Here is a 22,086-nt window from a genome sequence, read left to right on the forward strand (position 1 = left end):
GCCACCCGGCCGGATGAGCGAACGAACTCGTAGGCCGGATAAGGCGTAAGCCGCCATCCGGCAGATAAATCGTTATGGTTAGGCGGGTTTACGGCGGCCATAGACCAGCCAGGTCACCAGCACGCAAACCACATAGAAGACAAAAAAGACTTTCATCGCGCCCACCGGCGAGCCGGTCATGGCCAGAGAGGTCCCGAAGGCTTTTGGAATAAAGAAACCGCCAATGGCGCCGATTGCGGCGATAAAACCGAGCGCGGCGGCGGTATCGGTCACCGCTTCGTGCTGGGCCTGTTCGTCGCTGCCGCCGCGCTTTTTCACGCTATCGATGGTGAGCTGGCGGAAAATCACGGCGATCATCTGGAAGGTGGAGCCGCTACCGAGACCGGCGGTTAAGAACAGGCCCATAAACACCACGTAGAAGGCGAAGAAGCTGCCGGAACCGGAGCCCGGCAGGGTGAGGAAAAGCAGGCCGGTAAAGACCGCCATCAGAATGAAGTTGACCAGCGTCACCCGTACGCCGCCCAGGCGGTCGGAAATGATACCGCCGAAGGAGCGCGCCAGCGCGCCGATAAACGGGCCGAAGAAGGCCAGTTTCAGAATATCGACATCTGGAAACTGGGTTTTCGCCAGCATCGCGAAGCCGGCGGAGAAGCCGATAAACGAGCCGAAGGTCGCCAGATACAGCAGGCTTAACAGCCACATATGCGGACGCTTCAATACCGGTAACTGATCGCGAATCGAGGCTTTTGAACTGGCAATATCGTTCATACCGAACCACGCGAAAACGGTGGCGATGACCAGTAACGGCACCCACAGCAGCGGTGAGTTGCCAAGCCACAGCATGGCGCCGCCTGGTTGCTCAACGCCGCGGACGCCCAGGAAGGTAAAAATCGGCAGAAAGATAAAAATAGGCGAGACCAGTTGCATCACGCTGACCCCGAGATTGCCGAGACCACCGTTGATGCCTAATGCGCTGCCCTGTTTAGCCTTGGGGAAGAAGAAGCTGATATTGCCCATGCTTGAGGCAAAGTTGGCGCCGGCAAAACCACACAGTAACGAAATAGCGATAAATACCCAGTACGGAGTAGTTGGATTTTGCACTGCCAAACCCAGCCATAAACAGGGAATCACCAGAATAACCGTGCTAATAACCGTCCAGTAACGCCCACCCATTATAGGTACCATAAAGGAGTAGGGGACGCGTAATATTGCGCCGGAAAGTGAAGGTAGCGCCGTTAATAAAAAAAGCTGGTCGGTTGTGAAATTAAAACCCACTTTATTGAGATTGACCGCGACCGCGCTAAATAACATCCAGACGCAGAAGGCGAGTAACAGACAAAATACGGAAATCCATAAGTTCCTGCGTGCGATGGCTTTTCCTTTATTTTCCCAGAAGGCTTCATTTTCTGGTCGCCAATCTTTTAAAAGATAATGATTCTTTTTATCACCTTCTATCGACATAACACCCTCACTAAAGCGTACGAGATCAAAAGGATAAATAAAAAAACAGCTGAAGTTGTGCAGGCTGGAATTAAGCTTCAGCTGTTTTTAATAATTGTATTGTTTGAGGATAGATAAGAATCGAGGCGTGAAAGAATTCACGCCGGGAATGAAGGGTGGTCAATTGTTACTAAATGTAACCTAAGCCTGAGGGAGTTCCAGCGCGATATAATGTTTTAAGTAACGGGTAAATGCCGCATCGTCAATGGCTTGCATCCCCAACGCGTAAATGCCATCCAGCCCGCAAACCAGGGCAATCAGACGCCAGGCGATATTTTCTGCCGTATCCTGCGGCTGAAATTCACCGCCTTCGGCGCCGCGGTTAATCGCCGTGACCGTTTCATCATGCCACATGGTCATGGTCAGCAGATACGCGGCCTTAATTTCCTCATCGCTATCGGACAAAATCTGCGCTTCCCGCCACAGGCGTATATAGGGCTCGAGACGGCCATCTTCGCTGCCGAGTAATGAAAACAGGCGTTCGCTCCAGGAGGCGTCATCGGTCAGCAGCTGAATATCGAGCATTTCGCGGATCAAGCGGATAAAGGCCTGCGCTTTTAGCTCGCCGGTCGAGGCAAAATGATGATGTAACTGACCTGCGGCGACGCCGGCTTCGCTGGCTATCTGGCGCACGGTCATGGCGCTGAAGCCGCCATTTAGCGCCACTCGCATGGCGGCCTGCATGATAACTTCCCGACGCGCTTCCCGATTTAAATAGTGCATAGCGACCCATGACAAAGAGGTGATGCGATGATGGTAACAAAAAGTTGGACAGACGTTCAACAATCCGGCAGGATCGCAATCCTGGACGCGTGTCCAATTTCGAAAATTGAGGAAAAGTAGTATGTCTCGGCAATGGTTAACGCTGATGGCGATTTTGCTGGTTTATATCCCGGTAGCAATTGACGCAACGGTGCTGCATGTGGCCGCCCCGACGCTCAGCGTCGCGCTTGGCACCAGCGGCAACGAGCTACTGTGGATCATTGATATCTATTCGTTGGTGATGGCCGGTATGGTGCTGCCGATGGGCGCATTGGGCGATAAAATCGGCTTTAAGCGCTTATTGCTGCTCGGTAGCGCAATTTTTGGTATCGCTTCGCTGTGCGCCGCGCTGTCGCCGACGGCGATAACGCTGATTATCTCCCGCGCGCTGCTCGCGGTTGGCGCGGCAATGATTGTGCCGGCGACGCTTGCCGGGATCCGCGGCACTTTCGCCGAAGCCAGCCAGCGTAACATGGCGCTGGGATTATGGGCCGCGGTGGGATCCGGCGGCGCGGCATTTGGCCCGCTGGTGGGCGGCATGCTGCTGGAACACTTCTACTGGGGATCGGTGTTCCTGATCAACGTGCCAATCGTGCTGCTGGTCATTGCCATCAACGCTAAGGTTGTGCCCCGTCAGCCCGCCCGCCGCGAGCAACCGCTGAATCTGCCGCAGGCGCTGATCCTGATTGCGGCCATTCTGATGCTGGTGTTTAGCGCTAAGTCGGCGCTAAAGGGGCAGCTGGCGCTGTGGCTAATCGCGCTGGTGGCCATCGGCGGGGCGGCCATGTTGACCTGGTTTGTCCGCAAACAGCTGTCGATGCCGACGCCGATGGTGGATATGCGTCTCTTCACCCACCGCATTATTTTAAGCGGGGTGATGATGGCGATGACCGCGCTCATTACGCTGGTTGGTTTTGAATTGCTGATGGCGCAGGAGCTACAGTTCGTGCATCAGAAAACGCCGTTTGAAGCCGGGTTGTTCATGCTGCCGGTGATGGTTGCCAGCGGCTTTAGCGGGCCGATTGCCGGAATGCTGGTATCGAAACTAGGGCTGCGGCAGGTGGCGACCGGCGGTATGTTGCTGAGCGCTTTAAGCTTTTTGGGACTGTCGATGACCGACTTCAGCACGCAACAGTGGCAGGCGTGGGGGTTAATGACGCTGCTGGGCTTTAGCGCCGCCAGCGCGCTGCTGGCGTCAACGTCGGCGATCATGGCGGCAGCGCCGAAAGAGAAGGCGTCGGCGGCAGGCGCCATTGAAACCATGGCCTATGAATTGGGCGCGGGGCTTGGTATTGCGCTGTTCGGCCTGATCCTGACCCGCAGCTACAGTTCGGCGATTGAACTGCCTGCCGGGATTGGCGGTGAAGCAGCGGTACAGGCCTCATCGTCCATCGGCGAGGCGATGAAGGTGGCGCAATCATTACCCGCGATACCGGCTGATTCACTAATCGCGGCGGCGAAAACCGCATTTATCAGCGCTCACAGTATTTCTCTGGCGACGGCTGGCGTTCTGCTGTTGTTGCTGGCGCTGGGGATCTGGCGCGGGCTGGCCAATACGCCGGCGCCACGGTAATGTCACAGCTGAAGAGACAGCTCCATCGCCGCGCGACGCAGCGGCGCCAGGGCTTTCTCCTTCAGCGCCGCGGCGCTCATCGAAGAGGCGGGGACGCCAACGTTGAGCGCTGCCACCACCTGGCCGCTACGCGACAGCAGCGGTACCGCAAGCGAGCATAATCCAACTTCAATTTGCCTGTCCGCCAGCGCATAGCCCTGCATGCGAACTTTGGCGATTTCCGCACGTAGTGCTGTAGGATTGCACAGGGTATACGGGGTGTAGCGCATCAGATGTGCGCGTGACAGTGTCACTTCTAGTTGATCTTCGGGCAACGCGCTCAGCAATACCCGTCCCATTGAGGTTGTCCATGCCGGGAGGCGGCTGCCGCGGCCCAGATCGACGCTGAGCAAGTTATTGACCGCCGCGCGGGCGATATACAGTACGTTGTCGCCATCAAGCGTGGCGGCGGAGCAGCTTTCACCTAACGTCTTACCAAGATTGTCCAGCGCCGTTTGCGCCACCTTCGCCAGCGGGGTTCCCGCCAGATAGGCGTGGCCCACTGCCAGCACGCGCGGCAGCAGTTCATAGCTGCGGCCGTCCGGGCTATGCACCATCCCCAGCGCCGCCAGGGTATACAGGCAGCGGCGCACCGCCGCGCGGGAAATTTGCGTTTTTTGACTTAACTGCGAAATGGTCAGCCGCTGGCGCTGGGGAGTAAAAGCATTGAGCACCTCCAGCCCGCGGGCGAGTGACAGCATAAAATTGGGGTCGTGCTCGGCCTGCCTGGCGCTCAGCGTAGTGTGGGTATTGTCGCTCATTGCATCTTTCTCCGTTGCAACGTAAAGCTCACGGGGAATCACTATACCGCGCGCAAACCAGGGCGCGGTGAATTGTGCCTGTTTTACCACCTCGATCACATTATTAACCGCAATTTAACAAGCGTGCCGATAATCGCACAACATTTCGATTATCGCCGTTGACCATCCGCCAGGCTGGACCCTATTGTCAAAGCACAGACATCCCCGTTATGGATGTGGGTACAAAAAGTTATGCATCTTTCAGGAACAAAAAATGACTGCGACCGTAGAACGCATTGAGAGCTGGTTAGTGGATGTACCGACTATCCGGCCACATAAATTATCGATGACCACCATGGGCTGCCAGACGCTGGTCATCGTGCGCATTACCCGTTCCGATGGCGTATGCGGTATCGGTGAAGCGACGACTATCGGCGGGCTGAGCTACGGCGTCGAGAGCCCGGAGGCTATCTCATCGGCCTTGACCCACTATCTGACGCCGCTGCTAAAAGGGCAGCCGGCGGATAACCTGAATGCGCTGACGGCGCGTATGAATAGCGCCATTAGAGGCAATACTTTCGCAAAATCTGCCATTGAAACCGCACTCCTTGATGCCCAGGGCAAAGCTTTAGGGCTACCGGTATCGGCGCTGCTCGGCGGCGCGCTGCAAACGTCGTTGCCGGTGCTGTGGACGTTAGCCAGCGGCGATACCGCGAAAGATATTGCCGAAGGGGAAAAGCTGTTAGCCGAGCGCCGTCATCAGGCATTCAAGCTGAAAATTGGCGCACGGGAATTAGCCACCGATCTCCGCCATACCCGCGCCATTGTGGAAGCCTTAGGCGATCGCGCCAGCATTCGCGTTGACGTTAATCAGGCCTGGGACGCCGCAACCGGCGCGAAGGGCTGTCGCGAGCTGGCGGCGATGGGGGTCGATCTCATCGAACAGCCGGTGAGCGCGCAGGACAATGCAGCGCTGGTGCGCCTGAGCCAGCAAATCGAAACCGCGATCCTGGCGGATGAAGCGGTCGCGACCGCTTACGATGGTTACCAACTGGCGCACCAGGGCTTTACCGGCGCTTACGCGCTGAAAATCGCCAAGGCGGGCGGGCCGAATAGCGTGCTGGCGCTGGCCCGCGTCGCGCAGGCGGCGGGGATTGGCCTGTATGGCGGCACGATGCTGGAAGGGACCGTGGGGACCGTTGCTTCTCTGCATGCCTGGTCGACATTGCCGCTGCAGTGGGGAACCGAGATGTTCGGCCCGCTGCTACTCAAAGACGATATCGTCAGCGTACCGCTGACCTTTGCCGACGGTCAGGTGGCGTTGCCGCAAACGCCAGGACTCGGGGTGGAGCTGGATGAAGACAAGCTGCGCTTCTATTCCCGTAAAGCATAACAGGAGAAAATAATGCTATTTAAAGTTGATATGACCGTTAATATTCCGATCGGGTTTCCTGCCGCCGAAGCGGATGAAATTAAACAACGCGAAAAAGACTATTCGCAACAATTACAACGTGAAGGCAAGTGGCGACATATTTGGCGCGTCGCCGGTCTTTACGCCAATGTCAGCATTTTCGATGTAAAAGATGCCGAAGAGTTGCATCAAATTTTAATGGGATTGCCGTTATATCCATTTATGGATATTCGCGTAGAGGCGCTGTGCCGTCATCCCTCGTCTATTCGTGAAGACGATAGCTAATAAAAATAAAACATGACCTCATGCCGGGAGCACCCGGCAAATATCCTACAACGATAAGAGAGAATAATTATGAGTAATGCTTTCGTACAACAAGAAGCCGTGCAGAAATTATTACGTGAAGGCGCGGGTTTAAATGTTCCAGGCGGTAACGAACGTTTTAAAGCCATTGTCCACCGTTTGCTGGAGAATATCTGCACGCTGATCGATGACTATAACGTCACAGAAGAAGAGTTCTGGCATGCGGTGAACTATTTGCACGAGCTGGGTGGGCGCCAGGAAGCGGCGCTGCTGGCGGCGGGGCTGGGTCTTGAACACTTCCTCGACCTGCGTCAGGACGCTATCGACGCGGCGGCGCATCGTGAAACCGGCACCCCACGCACCATTGAAGGGCCGCTGTATGTGGCCAATGCGCCGCTGGCCGACCGCCATGCCCGCATGGATGATGGCACCGACGCCGGCGAAGTGATGTGGCTGCACGGCCAGGTTAAAGATAGCCAGGGCCAGCCGATCGCTAACGCCATCGTTGATATCTGGCACGCCAATACCCTGGGTAATTACTCGTTCTTCGATCAGAGCCAGAGCGACTACAACCTGCGTCGTCGTATTCGCACCGGCGCCGATGGCCGCTACAGCGTGCGCAGCATCATGCCATCCGGCTACGGCTGCCCGCCGGATGGTCCAACCCAGAAGTTGCTGGATCAGTTAGGCCGCCACGGCAACCGTCCGGCGCACATTCACTTCTTCGTCTCCGCGCCGGGGCATAAACATCTGACCAGCCAGATCAACCTCAGCGGCGACAAATACCTGTGGGATGATTTTGCCTTTGCCACCCGCGATGGACTGATTGCCGACCCGGTGAAAGTGAGCGACCGCGAGACGATTGCACAGCGTGAACTGGACGGCGAGCACACCGAAGTGCGCTTTGATTTCACCCTCTGTAAAGCGCTGAGCCCCGACGAAGAGCACCGCGGCACCCGTCTGCGCGCCAAAGAGTAATCTGCTTTAGCGGCCCCGGCCACGCTGATGGCCCGGGCCGCGCTCTACACCCGATAATCACCACATTTGCCAAATATCTTTAATCCTGAATTCTGCAGGAGGTGTTAACTCATGCAAAAAACGCTATCAGCGCTTAAAGACAAAATTAACAACGCGTTAATTGTCGACCGTGAAAATCATATTTACCGTTGCCACCGCTCTATATTTACCGATCAGCAGTTATTTGATTTTGAAATGAAACATATCTTCGAAGGTAATTGGGTGTTTCTCGCCCATGAAAGCCAGATTGCCGAGCCGGGAGATTATTATACCCTGACGCTGGGACGGCAGCCGGTTATTATTACTCGCGATAAAAAGAATGAATTGCATGCATTAATTAATAGCTGTGCCCACCGCGGCGCCATGTTATGTCGACGCAAAACCGGGAATAAAAATTCGTTTACCTGTCCGTTCCACGGCTGGACCTTCAGCAATAACGGCAAATTATTAAAAGCCAAAGATGAGAGCACCGGCGCTTATCCTGACACCTTCAAACATGAAGGGTCTCACGATCTGCAAAAATTGCCGCGTTTTCAGTCTTACCGCGGTTTCTTATTCGGTAGCCTCAATGCGGACGTGCAGCCGCTGGAGGAGTATCTCGGCGAAACCCGCAAAATCATCGATCTGATCGTCGATCAGGCGCCGGAAGGACTGGAAGTGCTGAAGGGCTCGTCGAGCTACGTTTACGAAGGCAACTGGAAGCTAGGCGCGGAGAACGGCGCCGATGGTTATCACGTCAGCGTGGTGCACTGGAATTACGCCTCAACCATGTCACGCCGCAACTATGAAGCGGAAGGGACGCATGCGGTTGACGCCAACGGCTGGTCAAAGAGCGTCGGCGGCGGCTACGGATTTGACAACGGCCACATGTTGCTGTGGACCCGCGCGTTGAACCCGGAAGTGCGCCCGGTCTATGCCCACCGCGACCGTCTGCAGGCGGAGTTCGGTGAACTGCGCGCCGACCAGATGGTCAATGAAACCCGCAACCTGTGCCTGTATCCCAACGTCTACCTGATGGATCAGTTTTCTACCCAGATCCGCGTAATTCGCCCGATTGCGGTCGATAAAACCGAAGTCACCATCTGGTGTTTTGCGCCGAAAGGGGAATCAGACCAGGCCCGGGCGTTACGCATCCGCCAGTACGAAGATTTCTTTAACGTCAGCGGAATGGGGACGCCGGACGATCTGGAAGAGTTCAGCGCCTGCCAGCGCGGCTATCTTGGCGAAAATCTGGCATGGAGCGATCTCAGCCGCGGCGCGCTACGTTGGGTCGACGGCCCGGATGAACACGCCAGGCACGCGGGTTTTACGCCGCGGCTAAGCGGGGTGAAATCGGAAGATGAGGCGCTGTATATTGCCCATCATCACCACTGGCAAACGGTCATGCTGGCGGCGCTGGAACAGGAACAGCAGCGCTACAACCAGTCCATTACCCAGCGCGTGGAGGTGGCCTGATGCTGAATCTCGAACAAGTTCGTCAGTTTCTCTATTACGAAGCCCGCCTGTTGGATGACCGTCAGTGGGATGAGTGGCTGAGTTGTTACAGCCCGCAGGTGGTCTACTGGATGCCAGCATGGGGCGACGATGACCAGCTGACGCGCGACCCGCAAAAAGAGATTTCACTTATCTACTACCCCAACCGTGAAGGACTGGAGGATCGTGTCTATCGCATTAAAACCGAACGTTCCGGCGCCAGCACGCCGGAGCCGCGTACCACGCACATTATCAGCAATGTCGAGCTGATGGGCGAGAGCGATGAGGGGCTTGCGGTGCGCTACAACTGGGTCACCTGGAGCCATCGCTATCAACACACGGATGCCTATTTCGGCTCTACCTGCTGCACGCTAATTGAGCAGGACGGCAGGCCGCAGATCGTTCGTAAAACGGTACGCCTGAATAACGACTATATCCGTCAGGTTATCGACGTTTACCACATTTAAGAGGCGCTTATGACTTTTAATATTGCTCTTAATTTTGAGGACGGCATTACGCGATTTATTCAATGCAATGCCGGAGAGAAGGTGCTGGATGCGGCCTATCGCCAGATGGTAAACCTGCCGATGGACTGTTCTGACGGCGTTTGCGGCACCTGCAAATGTCACTGCGCCAGCGGTGAATACGACCTGGGGGAGGATTATCTCGACGAGGCGTTAAGCGACGACGAAGCGCAGGCTCGCCAGGTGCTGACCTGCCAGATGGTCCCGACCAGCGACTGTGTGATCGACGTGCCGGTGGCCGCCGCGCAGTGTAAAACCGCGCTGACGAACACCGGGGCGCAGGTACGACAGGTGAATTTACTGTCCAATACCGCCATCGAACTGGTGGTCGCGCTGGATGAGCCTCTGGCTTTTCTGCCGGGGCAATATATCAACATTCAGGTACCGGACACGCCTCATGTGCGCGCCTACTCATTTAGCTCGTTGCCGGGTTCTCTCGAAGGGCGCTTTCTGATCCGTAACGTGCCTGGCGGCATGATGAGCCAGTGGTTAACCCAGCAGGCGCGGCCCGGCGACCGCCTGACCCTCAGCGGCCCGATGGGCAGCTTCTATTTGCGCAGCGGCGAACGCCCGCTGCTCATGCTGGCGGGTGGCACCGGGCTGGCGCCGCTGCTGTCCATGTTACACACCCTGCAGACACAGGGTAGCCCGCGTTTGGTGACGTTACTGTACGGGGTGACCCGTGACGACGATCTGGTGAAAACCGACGCGCTGGATGCGTTTAAACAGCAACTGACGGGATATCGCTGGCTGCCGGTGGTGGCGGATGAAAGCAGTTCCTGCCCGCAGCGCGGCTTCGTGACTGAACATCTCGATGACGCGATGCTGAATAATGGCGACGTTGACATCTATCTTTGCGGACCGCCGCCGATGGTGAATGCGGTCGCCATGGCGCTGCGCGAACGAGGAATTTCCCCGGCAGGGTTCTGGTATGAGAAATTTATCGCCAGCCAGAGCGCGGCGGCGTAAGGAGACATGATGCGTTTTACCGATAAAATCGTCGCTATCACCGGCGCGGCGCAGGGCATTGGTCGCCAGACCGCGGAACAGGCGGCAACTGAAGGTGCCGCCCTGTTGCTGATTGACCGCTCGCCTTACGTACATGAACTGGCTGCCGTTTTAGCCCAGGCCGGAAGTCAGGTACTGGCGCTGGAGGCTGACCTTGAGCAGTGGCAGAGTACTGAACAGGCGTTTGCCGCCGGGGTCGCGCATTTTGGCCGCCTCGACGTGCTCATCAACAACGTCGGCGGCACCATCTGGGCACGACCTTTCGCCGAGTATCAGCCAGAACAAATTGAGAAAGAGATCCGCCGCTCGCTGTTCCCCACCTTGTGGGGCTGCCGCGCGGCGCTCCCCTGGATGCTGAAGCAGGGGAAAGGCAGCATCGTCAATATCTCGTCGGTGGCGACGGCAGGGGTTAACCGGGTGCCTTACTCGGCGGCGAAAGGCGGCGTTAACGCGCTGACCCGGTCGATCGCTATGGAGTACAGCGGCAGCGGCATTCGGATTAACGCCGTCGCGCCGGGCGGTACGGAGGCCCCGCCGCGCCTGACGCCGCGCAATGAAGAGCAGCCGAGCGAGCAGGAAAAGGCGTGGTATCAGCAGGTTGTCGATCAGACGGTAGCGAGCAGCCTGATGCGCCGTTACGGCACGCTGGCGGAACAGGCGAATGCGATCCTGTTTCTCGCCAGCGATGAGGCCAGCTATATCACCGGCGTGACGCTACCGGTGGCGGGCGGCGACCTCGGCTAACGGCGGGTGGCATACCAGCAGAGCAGGGAGCCGAGACATACCATCCCGGCCCCCTGCCAGAATGACCATGAGAGCGCGGCGCTGAGCAGCACCGCCGCCAGCGCGGAAGAGAGCACCGGCGTAAAGTACGACGCCGCTGCCAGCAGGCTGACGTTGCCGTGCAGGATGCCAACGTTCCACGCCGCGTAGGCCAGCCCCAGCGCCACGGAGACCGTAATCAGCTTAATGACCACCGGCCAGCTAAACAACATCGGCGGCTGCGTGCTGGCCAAAAACTTCAGCCACAGGGTCAGCGCCGTTAATAAGACGAAGAGGGTAATGCCATTTTTGCCTTTGGCATATTTCGCGGTAACCGTGCAGTACGCCGCCCAGATAAACGCGCCGATAAATGCCAGAAAGTAGCTCAGCGGGCTGGAGATGACGTTATTGATAATTTCATCGAGGTTGAGTCCGTGTTCGCCGCCGAGCACCCAGCTCACGCCGAACAGCGCCAGCAATAAGCCGGGGATCACCAGCCAGCTGCTTTTCTGACCGTTAAAAAGAATGGCGAATAAAATGGTCAGGCTGGGCCACAGGTAATTGACCATTCCCACTTCAATGGCCTGCTGGCGGGTGGCGGCGAAGCCCAGCGACAGGGCGAGGCAGATCTCATAGCTAACAAACAGCACGCTGCCGGCTAACAGATAGCGGCGCGGGATCTGGCGCAGGTTGGGAAAGCCGACGGTAAAAATGAGCAGCAGGCCGCTGAGACTATAAATCATCGCCGCGCCGCCGACAGGACCTAGCCCTTCGCTAACGCCGCGAATCAAGCCGACCATCGTGCTCCATAATATAATGGCGGCGAAGCCTATTGACGTCGCTCTCTTTTTTTCCATGTTTAACCTGATAGTGACTCAAACGCAGCCAGAATTTATAACATCTTTTTGCGCCCGGCGGTCGATCTTTTCCGTAGCGCATAACTCTTTGGGGTTAGTCAAACTCGTCGCCGATGACTCTTTAGAGGGCTAGCGTGGGCGACCTTGATTTGACGCAATAAAAAAAGGGACATTGCTGTTAGTTTCCTCCGCGCGATGAACAAACATCCTGCATGGAGGAATCAATGGACGTCAGCCGCAGAAAGTTTTTTAAAATCTGCGCAGGCGGTATGGCCGGAACAACAGCTGCCGCACTGGGCTTCGCCCCGAAAATGGCGCTGGCTCAGGCACGCAATTTCAAATTGCTGCGCGCAAAAGAGATCCGCAACACCTGCACTTACTGCTCCGTGGGCTGCGGGCTATTAATGTATAGCCTGGGCGACGGCGCGAAAAACGCCAAAGAAGCGATTTATCATATCGAAGGGGATCCGGATCATCCGGTAAGCCGCGGCGCGCTGTGCCCGAAAGGCGCCGGTCTGCTGGACTACGTCCACAGTGAAAATCGCCTACGGTATCCGCAATACCGCGCTCCGGGTTCGGATAAATGGCAGCGCATCTCCTGGGATGAAGCTTTTAACCGCATCGCCAAATTGATGAAAGCCGACCGCGATGCCAACTTTATTGAAAAGAACGAACAGGGCGTGACGGTTAACCGCTGGCTTTCCACCGGAATGCTGTGCGCCTCGGCGGCGAGTAATGAGACCGGCATGCTGACGCAAAAATTTGTGCGCTCGCTCGGCATGCTGGCGGTAGACAACCAGGCGCGCGTCTGACACGGACCAACGGTAGCAAGTCTTGCTCCAACATTTGGTCGCGGTGCGATGACCAACCACTGGGTTGATATCAAAAACGCAAACGTCGTAATGGTGATGGGCGGCAACGCCGCGGAAGCGCATCCGGTGGGATTCCGCTGGGCGATGGAAGCGAAGAACAATAACGATGCTACGCTTATCGTCGTCGACCCACGCTTTACGCGTACCGCGTCGGTGGCCGATATCTATGCGCCGATTCGTTCCGGTACCGACATTACGTTCCTGTCGGGCGTGCTGTTGTACCTTATCGAAAATAATAAGATTAATGCCGAGTACGTAAAGCATTACACCAATGCCAGCCTGCTGGTACGGGATGATTTTACCTTCGAAGATGGCCTGTTCAGCGGCTACGATGCGGAAAAGCGCCAGTATGATAAATCGTCCTGGAACTACCAGTTCGATGAAAATGGCTACGCGAAACGCGATGAAACGCTCAGCCATCCGCGCTGCGTGTGGAATCTGCTCAAGCAGCACGTTTCCCGCTACACGCCGGAAGTGGTTGAAAACATCTGCGGTACGCCGAAAGAAGACTTCCTCAAAGTGTGCGAGGTGTTGGCTTCAACCAGCGTCGCGGATCGCACCACCACCTTCCTGTATGCGCTGGGCTGGACGCAGCACACCGTCGGCGCGCAGAACATCCGCACCATGGCGATGATCCAACTGCTGCTCGGCAACATGGGCATGGCGGGCGGCGGCGTCAACGCGCTGCGCGGACACTCCAATATTCAGGGGCTGACCGATTTGGGCCTGTTGTCGACCAGTCTGCCGGGTTATTTGACGCTGCCGTCCGATAAACAGAGCGATCTGCAAAGTTATCTTAGCGCCAACACGCCGAAAGCGACGCTGGCCGACCAGGTGAACTACTGGAGCAACTACCCGAAATTCTTCGTCAGCCTGATGAAATCGTTCTACGGCGATGCGGCGCAGAAAGAGAACGACTGGGGCTTCAACTGGTTGCCGAAATGGGATCAGGCCTACGACGTCATCAAGTACTTCAATATGATGGATAACGGCAACGTCACCGGCTATATCTGCCAGGGCTTCAACCCGGTTGCGTCCTTCCCGGACAAAAACAAAGTGGTGCGTAGCCTCAGTAAGCTGAAATATATGGTGGTTATCGATCCGTTGGTGACCGAGACCTCGACTTTCTGGCAGAACCACGGCGAGTCTAATGATGTCGACCCGGCTACGATTCAGACCGAAGTCTTCCGTCTGCCATCGACCTGCTTTGCCGAAGAAGACGGTTCGATCGCCAACTCCGGTCGCTGGCTGCAGTGGCACTGGAAAGGCCAGGACGCGCCGGGCGAAGCACGCAACGATGGCGAAATTCTTGCCGGGATCTATCAACGTCTACGTGAGCTGTACCGTCGCGAAGGCGGTAAGGGCGCGGAACCGCTGCTGAAAATGAGCTGGAGTTATAAGCAGCCAGATCATCCGGAATCGGAAGAGGTTGCAAAAGAGAACAACGGCTACGCGCTGGCGGATCTCTACGATGGCAATGGGGTGCTACTGGCGAAAAAAGGACAGTTGCTGAATAGCTTCGCGCTGTTGCGCGATGACGGCAGCACCGCGTCATCTTGCTGGATCTACACCGGCTGCTGGACCGAGCAGGGTAACCAGATGGCGAATCGCGATAACGCCGATCCTTCTGGGCTTGGCAATACGCTGGGCTGGGCCTGGGCCTGGCCGCTCAATCGCCGCGTGCTGTATAACCGCGCATCGGCCGATATTAACGGCAAACCTTGGGATGCGAAGCGAATGCTGATTCAGTGGAACGGCAGTAAGTGGGTCGGTAATGATATTCCGGACTTCAATACCGCGCCGCCGGGGAGCAACACCGGGCCGTTTATTATGCAGCAAGAGGGGCTTGGGCGCCTGTTTGCGCTCGATAAACTGGCGGAAGGGCCGTTCCCTGAACACTACGAGCCGATGGAAACGCCGCTTGGCACCAACCCGCTGCACCCGAATGTGGTCTCCAGCCCGGTAGTGCGTTTATACGAAGATGACGCTATTCGCTTAGGTAAGAAGGATAAGTTCCCGTATGTCGGTACTACCTATCGCCTGACCGAACACTTCCATACCTGGACCAAGCATGCGCTGCTTAATGCGATTGCGCAGCCGGAACAGTTTGTCGAAATCAGCGAAGGGCTGGCGAAAAGCAAAGGTATCGTTAACGGCGACTGGGTGAAAGTCAGCAGCAAACGCGGCTTTATTCGCGCGGTTGCCGTGGTGACCCGCCGACTGCGCACGCTGAACGTCAATGGCCAGCAGGTAGAAACTGTCGGTATCCCGCTGCACTGGGGTTTTGAAGGCGTGGCCCGTAAAGGTTACATCGCCAACACCCTGACGCCTAACGTCGGCGATTCCAACTCGCAAACGCCGGAGTATAAGGCGTTTTTGGTCAACATCGAGAAAGCGTAAGGAGCGATTAAATGGCGATGGAAACACAAGACATTATTAAACGCTCCGCGACCAACCAGATGACTCCCGCGCCACGCGCGCGGGACTATAAGGCCGAAGTCGCCAAGCTTATCGATGTCTCCTCCTGCGTAGGCTGTAAAGCCTGCCAGGTGGCCTGTTCCGAGTGGAATGACATTCGCGATGAAGTGGGGCACTGCGTCGGCGTGTACGACAACCCGGCGGATCTCAGCGCTAAATCCTGGACGGTAATGCGTTTTAGCGAGACCGAACAGAACGGCAAGCTGGAGTGGCTTATCCGCAAAGATGGCTGTATGCACTGCGAAGAGCCGGGTTGCCTGAAAGCCTGCCCGTCCGCCGGGGCGATCATTCAGTATGCCAACGGCATCGTCGATTTCCAGCAGGAAAACTGCATCGGCTGCGGCTACTGCATTGCCGGGTGTCCGTTTAATATCCCGCGCCTCAATAAAGAGGATAACCGGGTCTATAAATGCACCCTGTGTGTGGATAGGGTCAGCGTTGGTCAGGAACCGGCATGCGTGAAAACCTGTCCTACCGGCGCTATCCACTTCGGCACGAAAAAAGAGATGCTGGAAGTGGCGCAGGAGCGGGTGGCTAAGCTTAAAAAACGCGGTTATGCCAACGCCGGGATCTACAACCCGCAGGGCGTAGGCGGCACCCACGTGATGTACGTGCTGCATCATGCCGACCAGCCGGAGTTGTATCACAAGCTGCCGAAAGCGCCGCAGATCGATACCAGTATCAATCTGTGGAAGGGGGCGCTGAAACCGCTGTCGGCGGCGGGCTTTATTGCCACCTTTGCCGGGCTGATTTACCACTACATCGGTATCGGGCCGAACAAGGAAGTTGATGACGATGAGGAGGAACATGATGAATAAATCGAAAATGATAGTGCGCACCAAATTTATCGACCGCGCCTGTCACTGGACGGTGGTTATCTGTTTCTTCCTGGTGGCGCTGTCGGGGATTTCGTTTTTCTTCCCAACGCTACAGTGGTTGACGGAAACCTTCGGCACCCCGCAGATGGGGCGAATCCTGCACCCGTTTTTCGGGGTGCTGATTTTTGTCGCGCTGATGTTTATGTTTGTGCGTTTTGTCCACCACAATATCCCTGATAAACAGGATATCCCCTGGCTGAAAGGCATCGTGGAGGTTCTGAAAGGCAATGAACATAAGGTCGCGCGCGTCGGTAAATATAACGCCGGGCAGAAGATGATGTTCTGGACTATTATGAGCATGATTTTTGTGCTGCTGGTGACCGGGGTGATTATCTGGCGCCCGTATTTTGCGGACTATTTCCCGATTCCGGTTATCCGTTACAGCCTGCTGATACACGCTACTTCGGCGATTATCCTGATCCACGCGATCCTCATTCATATGTATATGGCATTCTGGGTGAAAGGGTCGATTAAAGGCATGATTGAGGGTAAGGTCAGCCGCCGTTGGGCGAAGAAACATCACCCGCGCTGGTATCGCGATGTCGAACGCCTGGAAGCGCAAAAAGAGAGCCGTGAGGGAATGAAGTAAGCCTTTATGGGGTAAACCCGCCCCGGTGATATCGGGGCGGGTTTACGTATTTGTTATAAGCGCATCGATGGCGGAAATAACAGCCGTTCTTTCTTTATGTAAATTACAGACGAAATATTTATTATTCAGGCGCTGCTTTGCTACGCTGGTTATTCCCGGGGTGTTGAGGAATAGCTTTTGAAAGTCAATATTTACTAGTGGAGCTGCAGGGTGATAATGACTCGCCATATGTATATGATAACTCAGTGGCAAAACTAACCTTGATGATAAATCATCATAATAATCATGTTGAATCACCATAAGATAAGGTTGGAGTTCATTTGTCCTCGGTGATGGATTACGATAAACATCAAATTGCATGATAACTAAATCCCTTCGAAGAATGGGTCTTCCGACAGTAAACCGGCGCGCGCGGTAAATTCATTCATGGCATTTATGAATTCCTGGTGTTGCTGTAGTCTTTCCGCATCACTAATGGTTTGCCGATCGAAGGTCTGTTTAATCGCCGCATCAGACTCGTTTCGCTGTTTTTTATTCATCGCATTGCTATTCATTTTCTGCTCCCTGTGATTAACAGTCTGATTATCTCTGCATTAAACCGGAAAATAAATGTCGTTAACAACGCTTTTTTATATTTTGCGAGCCGGGTTCCAGAGCAACGCAACAGATGAAATATTAACGTTTATTGTAATAATCCTCTGCGCAGGGGGAATACTGCGCAAAGGTGATAAAGCTATTCCTTCAAAACTTCTCAGGAATAAACCGGAAAGGAAAATGGGTCGGTTTCACTTTGCCAATTTTACGTTTCGGTAAGGTAATGTGTTCCGTTGGTAGAGCCTCGTAGGGGATCTGCGAAAGCAGATGGGTAATAATATTCAGGCGTACGCGTTTTTTATCTTCCGAGCGGGCGACAAACCACGGCGCCCAGGCGGTATCGGTGGCGGCAAACATCGCATCGCGCGCTACGGTGTAGTCATCCCAGCGGTTGAAGGATTTAATATCCATCGGCGAAAGCTTCCAGATTTTGCGTCCGTCATCAATACGGTCGCGCAGGCGCCGTTCTTGCTCCTGCGGCGTTACCTCCAGCCAGTATTTCAGTAAAATAATGCCGGAATCGACCATCCCTCGCTCTACCATCGGCGCGCCGTCGAGGAATTTTTGCACCTCCTCCTCGGTACAAAATCCCATCACCCGCTCAACGCCGGCCCGGTTGTACCAGCTGCGATCGAAAATCACTATCTCGCCGGCGGCGGGAAGATGTTTGATATAACGCTGAAAATAGAGCTGGCTGCGTTCGCGCTCGGTTGGCGCGGGCAGGGCGACGACGCGGAAAACCCGCGGGCTGACGCGTTCGGTTATCGCTTTGATGGTGCCGCCTTTGCCGGCGCCATCGCGACCCTCGAAGACGATGCATATCTTAAGCCCTTTATGCACTACCCACCGCTGTAGCTTGACCAACTCGACGTGCAGTTTACGCAACGCCTGCTGATACTCTTTCTCGCTTAACGGCTCCGTTTTGGCGGGTATGACGGGCGCAACGGTTTTTTTCTTGTTTCCCATGACAGTCCTCATTGCGTGACGGCCTGAAAGGCAGGTCGCTGTTTAAAGTGTAATCAGACCCAGGCAAAGCGGCGAAAAACTTCTCATTCAGCGGAGAGAGAAAGATAGCCATTAAGCGCATCATCTCACTGCTGATTAATCAGGGATCGGGTAGGATAGTCTCGTCAATTAGCTAAAATCATTCAGGGAGAGAGTATGTCGAAAAAACTTTTGCAGGTGCACTTTGCTTTTAGCGGCCCGTTTGGCGATGAAATGTCGACGCAATTAGCCGAGCTCGCGCAATCTATTAACCAGGAGCCCGGTTTTATCTGGAAGATTTGGACGGAGAATAGCGCTACGCAGGAAGCCGGCGGCATATATCTGTTCGAAGATGAACAGAGCGCGCAGGCTTATGCAAAAAAACACGCCGCCCGCCTGCAGCAATTTGGCGTGCAGGAGATGTTCTACAAGATTTTCGATGTCAATTTAGCGCTCAGCAAGGTTAACCACGGGCCGCTCAATTAAAACAAACCGTGGTTACATATAGCGCTCAAACTGCCATGCCGCCACGGCTTCGAGGATAAACAGCCCGGATACAACGATACCCGCCACGTGATGGCGGGAATAAAATAGTATTCCCGCGGCCACGGCTAACACCGGTAACGTAATGGGCCAGCAGGCGACGATAGTAATCCAGGCAATGATCAGATAATCCTTCATCATGGCGAATACTCCGTGGTCAATGTTTACCGGCGCGCACGATGCGCCGGTAAAAATCAGAATTCGACGACGCCGCCTTGTTCAATACGGTCAATATCATTGGTAACGGGATTCACCTTTTCGTTGTAATAGGTGTAGGCATTAACGTCGGGCGTCATCGTTAATTTTGGTTGTTCCGTTTTCGATTCAGGCGATTCTGCTGGTGGATTAACGGCCAGGTCTGCCGGTTCCGGCGGCGTATAATGTAACTGGTCGGCGAGATTACCCGCTGCGAAGGCGCAGGCGTTAATAGAAAGCGCGCTGATGGCGATAATAATTAATTTTTTTAAAGTCATGATTTTCATCCATGAGGCGAAACCCGCCACGGCGGCAGGTAAAAGAGCAAGGCTTAAGATAATACGTAAAAGAAGTTAATGTTTCAAAGCGTAAACGCCGTCTGGCAGCATAAAGTTGCTATTCATCGGCAATTCTTTATGGTAGCGACCTGTATTGCCGAGCATTCCCCATGCTCTCGTTATTAATTTCACATTAATGCAGCAAAATTTTCACTAGTTTTGATCATCACCGCACTTTTGCACCAGCCCGGTGCGCAAGGTTGCTAAAGTCGTTCTATGTTTAGCTCACTGTCGGTATGGACACCAGCGTTCCCGGCAGGCCACGTGACGGCAACAGACCTCCTGACCTGTAAAGACTGGCGCATTGCCGGGGTGGTACCGATTGCGGTCACGCTACGCGACTATTAGTAATCGATCTGGCGATACCTCTCTTCCTGGCGGGTTTTTTGCTTTATCTACCGAAGCCGCTACGGCTTATTCCAGCATTGGCACGTTACGCTGTAAGTGGTTTTTACTGCGCCAGTTTATGGCGTCTGTTCGATATCGCTGAGGACTATCCGAATGTCTTTAAAACTTAAAAAGTTGACTCTGCATTTTGCAATAGCAGGTTGTTTGAGCGCGGCATTTTATGCACAGGCGGATGTGAAGATTGGCGTGGCCGGCCCATTTACCGGGCCGAATGCGACCTATGGCGCCCAATACTGGAAAGGGGCATCGCAGGCGGCGGCGGATATTAATGCCGCCGGGGGAATTAAAGGCGAAAAAATTGTGCTGGTGCAGGGCGATGATGCCTGTGAACCCAAGCAGGCGGTGGCAGTGGCTAACCGCCTGGTCGACGACTCCGGCGTCTCGGCAGTGGTGGGTCACTTCTGCTCTTCCTCGACGATGCCCGCCTCCGAGGTCTATGACGAAGCCGGCATCCTGACCATCACGCCGGGTTCCACCAATCCGCAAATCACCGAACGCGGAATGAAAGATATGTTCCGCATGTGCGGGCGCGATGACCAGCAAGGGGTGATTGCCGCCAACTACATGCTGGATGTGCTGAAGGCGAAGAAGATCGCCGTCATTCACGATAAAGATACCTACGGTCAGGGATTAGCCGATGCGACGCGCGCGGCGCTGGCTAAACGCGGGACGAAAGAAGTGTTGTATGAAGGCTTATCCCGCGGGGAAAAAGACTTTAATGCCCTGGTAACCAAAATCGGCGCCCTGAAACCGGATGTGGTTTATTTCGGCGGCTGCCACCCGGAAGCCGGCCCGCTGGTGCGCCAGATGCGCGAGCAGGGCGTCCAGGCTAAGTTCTTCTCCGGCGACTGCGTGGTGACCGAAGAGTTAGTTACCGCCGCGGGCGGGCCGCAGTTTACCAACGGCGTATTAATGACCTTCGGTAAGGATCCACGCACCATTCCTGAAGGTAAAGCGGTGATCGACAAATTCCGCGCCAGCGGTTTTGAACCGGAGGGCTATACGCTTTACGCCTACGCTTCGATTCAGGCTATCGCCGCCGCCTATAACGCCGCCGGTACCGATAATGCCAAAGCCAGCGAATGGTTAAAAAACCATAGCGTCGATACCGTGATGGGTAAAAAAGCCTGGGATGGCAAAGGCGACCTGAAAGTATCAGATTACGTGGTTTATCAATGGGATGATAAAGGCAAATATCATCAGCTGTAACCCGGGATTGTAGTGCGCATAACGTCCTCATCAGAGGGGCGTCGTACCACCATAAGCAGCAGACGTTAAGGCCTCTGCGTCTGCTGCACCTTGACTGGCAGGATGGTTCATATGGCGGCATTCTTTCTGCAACAACTGATCAATGGCTTAACGCTTGGCGCGGTATATGGGCTTATCGCCATTGGCTACACCATGGTTTATGGCATCATCGGTATGATTAACTTCGCCCACGGCGAGGTATATATGGTCTCAGCCTACCTGTGCGCTATCGGGCTGGCGCTGCTGGCCTACTTCGGTATTCACTCCTTCCCGCTGCTGATTTTCGGCACGCTGGTGTTTACGATTATCATCACCGGCGTCTACGGCTGGGCCATCGAACGCATTGCTTATCGGCCGCTACGTAACTCAACGCGTCTGGCGCCGCTGATTTCGGCTATTGGCATGTCGCTGATTTTACAAAACTACGTGCAACTGAGTCAGGGCCCCAATCAACAGGGGATCCCGACGTTGATGCACGGCGTATTGCGGATTACGGTAGGTGATGGCGTGGTGCAAATCACCTGGACCAAAATCTTCATCCTGCTCGCCGCCTTCGTCGGCATGGTGGTACTGAGCTGGATAATCAACCACACGCAGTTAGGTCGGGTTTGCCGCGCGACCCAGCAGGATCGGCGGATGGCGGCCATTCTCGGCATTAACACCGATCGGGTGATCTCGCTGGTGTTTATGATTGGCGCCGCCATGGCCGGCCTCGCCGGGGTGCTGGTGACCATGAATTACGGCACGTTTGATTTTTATATCGGCTTCATTATCGGCATTAAGGCCTTCACCGCGGCGGTGCTGGGCGGGATCGGTTCGCTACCGGGGGCGATGCTTGGCGGCCTGCTGCTGGGCGTCGCCGAGGCGCAGTTCGCCGGGTTAGTGAACTCGGATTATAAGGATGTCTTCTCGTTCGCATTGCTGGTGGCGATTCTGATTTTTCGTCCGCAAGGGCTGTTAGGCCGTCCTGTTGTGGCCAAGGTCTAAGGG

23 protein-coding genes and 1 pseudogene are annotated in these 22,086 nt (G+C 55.3%); 15 read left to right on the forward strand and 9 right to left on the reverse strand.

Going from position 1 to position 22,086, the window contains the following annotated elements; genetic code table 11:
* Positions 1 to 78: 78 nt before the first annotated feature.
* Both PGR23_RS05240 and PGR23_RS05245 read right to left on the reverse strand, forming a co-directional pair.
* On the reverse strand, positions 79 to 1,461 hold the full coding sequence (locus PGR23_RS05240) for a NarK family nitrate/nitrite MFS transporter (protein ID WP_049060100.1): 1,383 nt from the start codon (positions 1,459 to 1,461) through the stop codon (positions 79 to 81).
* Between the two features lie 180 nt (positions 1,462 to 1,641).
* A complete protein-coding gene (locus tag PGR23_RS05245) occupies positions 1,642 to 2,223 on the reverse strand; it encodes a TetR family transcriptional regulator (RefSeq protein ID WP_396279660.1) in 582 nt (193 codons plus the stop codon).
* A 121-nt stretch (positions 2,224 to 2,344) separates the two neighbouring features.
* On the opposite strand from PGR23_RS05245, the gene PGR23_RS05250 reads away from it, so the two are divergent.
* Complete coding sequence (locus PGR23_RS05250) at positions 2,345 to 3,835, forward strand: MFS transporter (RefSeq protein ID WP_063447811.1); 1,491 nt, start codon at positions 2,345 to 2,347, stop codon at positions 3,833 to 3,835.
* Between the two features lie 2 nt (positions 3,836 to 3,837).
* On the opposite strand, the gene PGR23_RS05255 is transcribed toward PGR23_RS05250, so the two are convergent.
* Complete coding sequence (locus PGR23_RS05255; protein ID WP_396279661.1) at positions 3,838 to 4,635, reverse strand: IclR family transcriptional regulator domain-containing protein; 798 nt, start codon at positions 4,633 to 4,635, stop codon at positions 3,838 to 3,840.
* Positions 4,636 to 4,844: 209 nt separating this feature from the next.
* On the opposite strand from PGR23_RS05255, the pseudogene PGR23_RS05260 reads away from it, so the two are divergent.
* The 7 genes and pseudogenes from PGR23_RS05260 (at position 4,845) to PGR23_RS05290 (ending at position 11,094) form a co-directional block, all read left to right on the forward strand.
* Positions 4,845 to 6,007 (forward strand): annotated as a pseudogene (locus tag PGR23_RS05260) (muconate cycloisomerase family protein).
* A gap of 12 nt (positions 6,008 to 6,019) precedes the next feature.
* Positions 6,020 to 6,310, forward strand: a complete 291-nt coding sequence (gene catC, locus PGR23_RS05265; protein ID WP_430915609.1) for a muconolactone Delta-isomerase — start codon at positions 6,020 to 6,022, stop codon at positions 6,308 to 6,310.
* A 69-nt stretch (positions 6,311 to 6,379) separates the two neighbouring features.
* A complete protein-coding gene (gene catA, locus PGR23_RS05270) occupies positions 6,380 to 7,306 on the forward strand; it encodes a catechol 1,2-dioxygenase (protein ID WP_015705528.1) in 927 nt (308 codons plus the stop codon).
* A gap of 111 nt (positions 7,307 to 7,417) precedes the next feature.
* Positions 7,418 to 8,800 (forward strand): Rieske 2Fe-2S domain-containing protein, encoded by a 1,383-nt coding sequence (locus PGR23_RS05275; protein ID WP_045394118.1) that lies wholly within the window; start codon positions 7,418 to 7,420, stop codon positions 8,798 to 8,800.
* A complete protein-coding gene (gene benB / locus PGR23_RS05280) occupies positions 8,800 to 9,285 on the forward strand; it encodes a benzoate 1,2-dioxygenase small subunit (RefSeq protein ID WP_015366457.1) in 486 nt (161 codons plus the stop codon). Before PGR23_RS05275 ends, benB begins: the two co-directional genes overlap by 1 nt.
* 9 nt (positions 9,286 to 9,294) lie before the next feature.
* Positions 9,295 to 10,311, forward strand: a complete 1,017-nt coding sequence (gene benC, locus PGR23_RS05285) for a benzoate 1,2-dioxygenase electron transfer component BenC (protein ID WP_213797167.1) — start codon at positions 9,295 to 9,297, stop codon at positions 10,309 to 10,311.
* Positions 10,312 to 10,320: 9 nt separating this feature from the next.
* Complete coding sequence (locus tag PGR23_RS05290; protein WP_213797168.1) at positions 10,321 to 11,094, forward strand: 1,6-dihydroxycyclohexa-2,4-diene-1-carboxylate dehydrogenase; 774 nt, start codon at positions 10,321 to 10,323, stop codon at positions 11,092 to 11,094.
* Here PGR23_RS05290 and yddG read toward each other — a convergent pair.
* The gene (yddG, locus tag PGR23_RS05295) at positions 11,091 to 11,969 is read right to left on the reverse strand and encodes an aromatic amino acid DMT transporter YddG (protein WP_213797169.1); all 879 of its coding nucleotides are present in this window, start codon (positions 11,967 to 11,969) and stop codon (positions 11,091 to 11,093) included. The two genes, PGR23_RS05290 and yddG, sit on opposite strands and share 4 nt — an antisense overlap.
* A 224-nt stretch (positions 11,970 to 12,193) precedes the next feature.
* On the opposite strand from yddG, the gene fdnG reads away from it, so the two are divergent.
* Genes fdnG through fdnI form a run of 3 tightly spaced genes read left to right on the forward strand, consistent with a single transcriptional unit; the run spans position 12,194 to position 16,786 of the window.
* Positions 12,194 to 15,241, forward strand: coding sequence for a formate dehydrogenase-N subunit alpha (gene fdnG / locus PGR23_RS05300; RefSeq protein WP_213797170.1), 3,048 nt, complete (start codon positions 12,194 to 12,196; stop codon positions 15,239 to 15,241).
* A gap of 11 nt (positions 15,242 to 15,252) precedes the next feature.
* The gene (gene fdxH / locus PGR23_RS05305) at positions 15,253 to 16,137 is read left to right on the forward strand and encodes a formate dehydrogenase subunit beta (protein WP_045394130.1); all 885 of its coding nucleotides are present in this window, start codon (positions 15,253 to 15,255) and stop codon (positions 16,135 to 16,137) included.
* Positions 16,130 to 16,786 carry a formate dehydrogenase-N subunit gamma gene (gene fdnI / locus PGR23_RS05310; protein WP_045366159.1) on the forward strand — a complete coding sequence of 219 codons (657 nt, stop codon included), beginning with the start codon at positions 16,130 to 16,132 and terminating at the stop codon, positions 16,784 to 16,786. The genes fdxH and fdnI overlap by 8 nt, the downstream gene beginning before the upstream one ends.
* A 42-nt stretch (positions 16,787 to 16,828) precedes the next feature.
* Here the strand turns inward: fdnI and PGR23_RS05315 are convergent, their stop codons facing one another.
* From PGR23_RS05315 to ppk2, 3 genes are all read right to left on the reverse strand, one after another.
* Positions 16,829 to 17,146: a CcdB family protein gene (locus tag PGR23_RS05315; RefSeq protein ID WP_074165770.1), complete on the reverse strand. Its 318-nt coding sequence runs from the start codon at positions 17,144 to 17,146 to the stop codon at positions 16,829 to 16,831.
* Between the two features lie 5 nt (positions 17,147 to 17,151).
* Positions 17,152 to 17,340 (reverse strand): hypothetical protein, encoded by a 189-nt coding sequence (locus PGR23_RS05320; RefSeq protein ID WP_047048646.1) that lies wholly within the window; start codon positions 17,338 to 17,340, stop codon positions 17,152 to 17,154.
* Between the two features lie 187 nt (positions 17,341 to 17,527).
* Positions 17,528 to 18,346, reverse strand: coding sequence for a polyphosphate kinase 2 (ppk2, locus tag PGR23_RS05325; protein WP_213797171.1), 819 nt, complete (start codon positions 18,344 to 18,346; stop codon positions 17,528 to 17,530).
* 195 nt (positions 18,347 to 18,541) lie between these two features.
* Here ppk2 and PGR23_RS05330 point away from each other — a divergent pair, with 195 nt between their 5' ends.
* A complete protein-coding gene (locus PGR23_RS05330; RefSeq protein WP_213797172.1) occupies positions 18,542 to 18,850 on the forward strand; it encodes a monooxygenase in 309 nt (102 codons plus the stop codon).
* A 12-nt stretch (positions 18,851 to 18,862) separates the two neighbouring features.
* Here PGR23_RS05330 and PGR23_RS05335 read toward each other — a convergent pair whose 3' ends face one another.
* Complete coding sequence (locus PGR23_RS05335) at positions 18,863 to 19,048, reverse strand: hypothetical protein (protein WP_396279662.1); 186 nt, start codon at positions 19,046 to 19,048, stop codon at positions 18,863 to 18,865.
* A gap of 53 nt (positions 19,049 to 19,101) precedes the next feature.
* Complete coding sequence (locus tag PGR23_RS05340; RefSeq protein ID WP_047048636.1) at positions 19,102 to 19,380, reverse strand: hypothetical protein; 279 nt, start codon at positions 19,378 to 19,380, stop codon at positions 19,102 to 19,104.
* A 276-nt stretch (positions 19,381 to 19,656) separates the two neighbouring features.
* On the opposite strand from PGR23_RS05340, the gene PGR23_RS05345 reads away from it, so the two are divergent.
* The 3 genes from PGR23_RS05345 to PGR23_RS05355 all read left to right on the forward strand — a co-directional run bounded on the left by PGR23_RS05345 (position 19,657) and on the right by PGR23_RS05355 (position 22,083).
* A complete protein-coding gene (locus tag PGR23_RS05345) occupies positions 19,657 to 19,788 on the forward strand; it encodes a hypothetical protein (RefSeq protein WP_015366472.1) in 132 nt (43 codons plus the stop codon).
* A gap of 153 nt (positions 19,789 to 19,941) precedes the next feature.
* Positions 19,942 to 21,057, forward strand: a complete 1,116-nt coding sequence (locus tag PGR23_RS05350; RefSeq protein WP_015366474.1) for a branched-chain amino acid ABC transporter substrate-binding protein — start codon at positions 19,942 to 19,944, stop codon at positions 21,055 to 21,057.
* Positions 21,058 to 21,168: 111 nt separating this feature from the next.
* Positions 21,169 to 22,083: an ABC transporter permease subunit gene (locus PGR23_RS05355; RefSeq protein ID WP_047067670.1), complete on the forward strand. Its 915-nt coding sequence runs from the start codon at positions 21,169 to 21,171 to the stop codon at positions 22,081 to 22,083.
* Positions 22,084 to 22,086 lie beyond the last annotated feature (3 nt).

The organism is Klebsiella sp. 141162, from assembly GCF_050600755.1.
Taxonomy (GTDB): Bacteria; Pseudomonadota; Gammaproteobacteria; order Enterobacterales; family Enterobacteriaceae; genus Klebsiella; species Klebsiella aerogenes.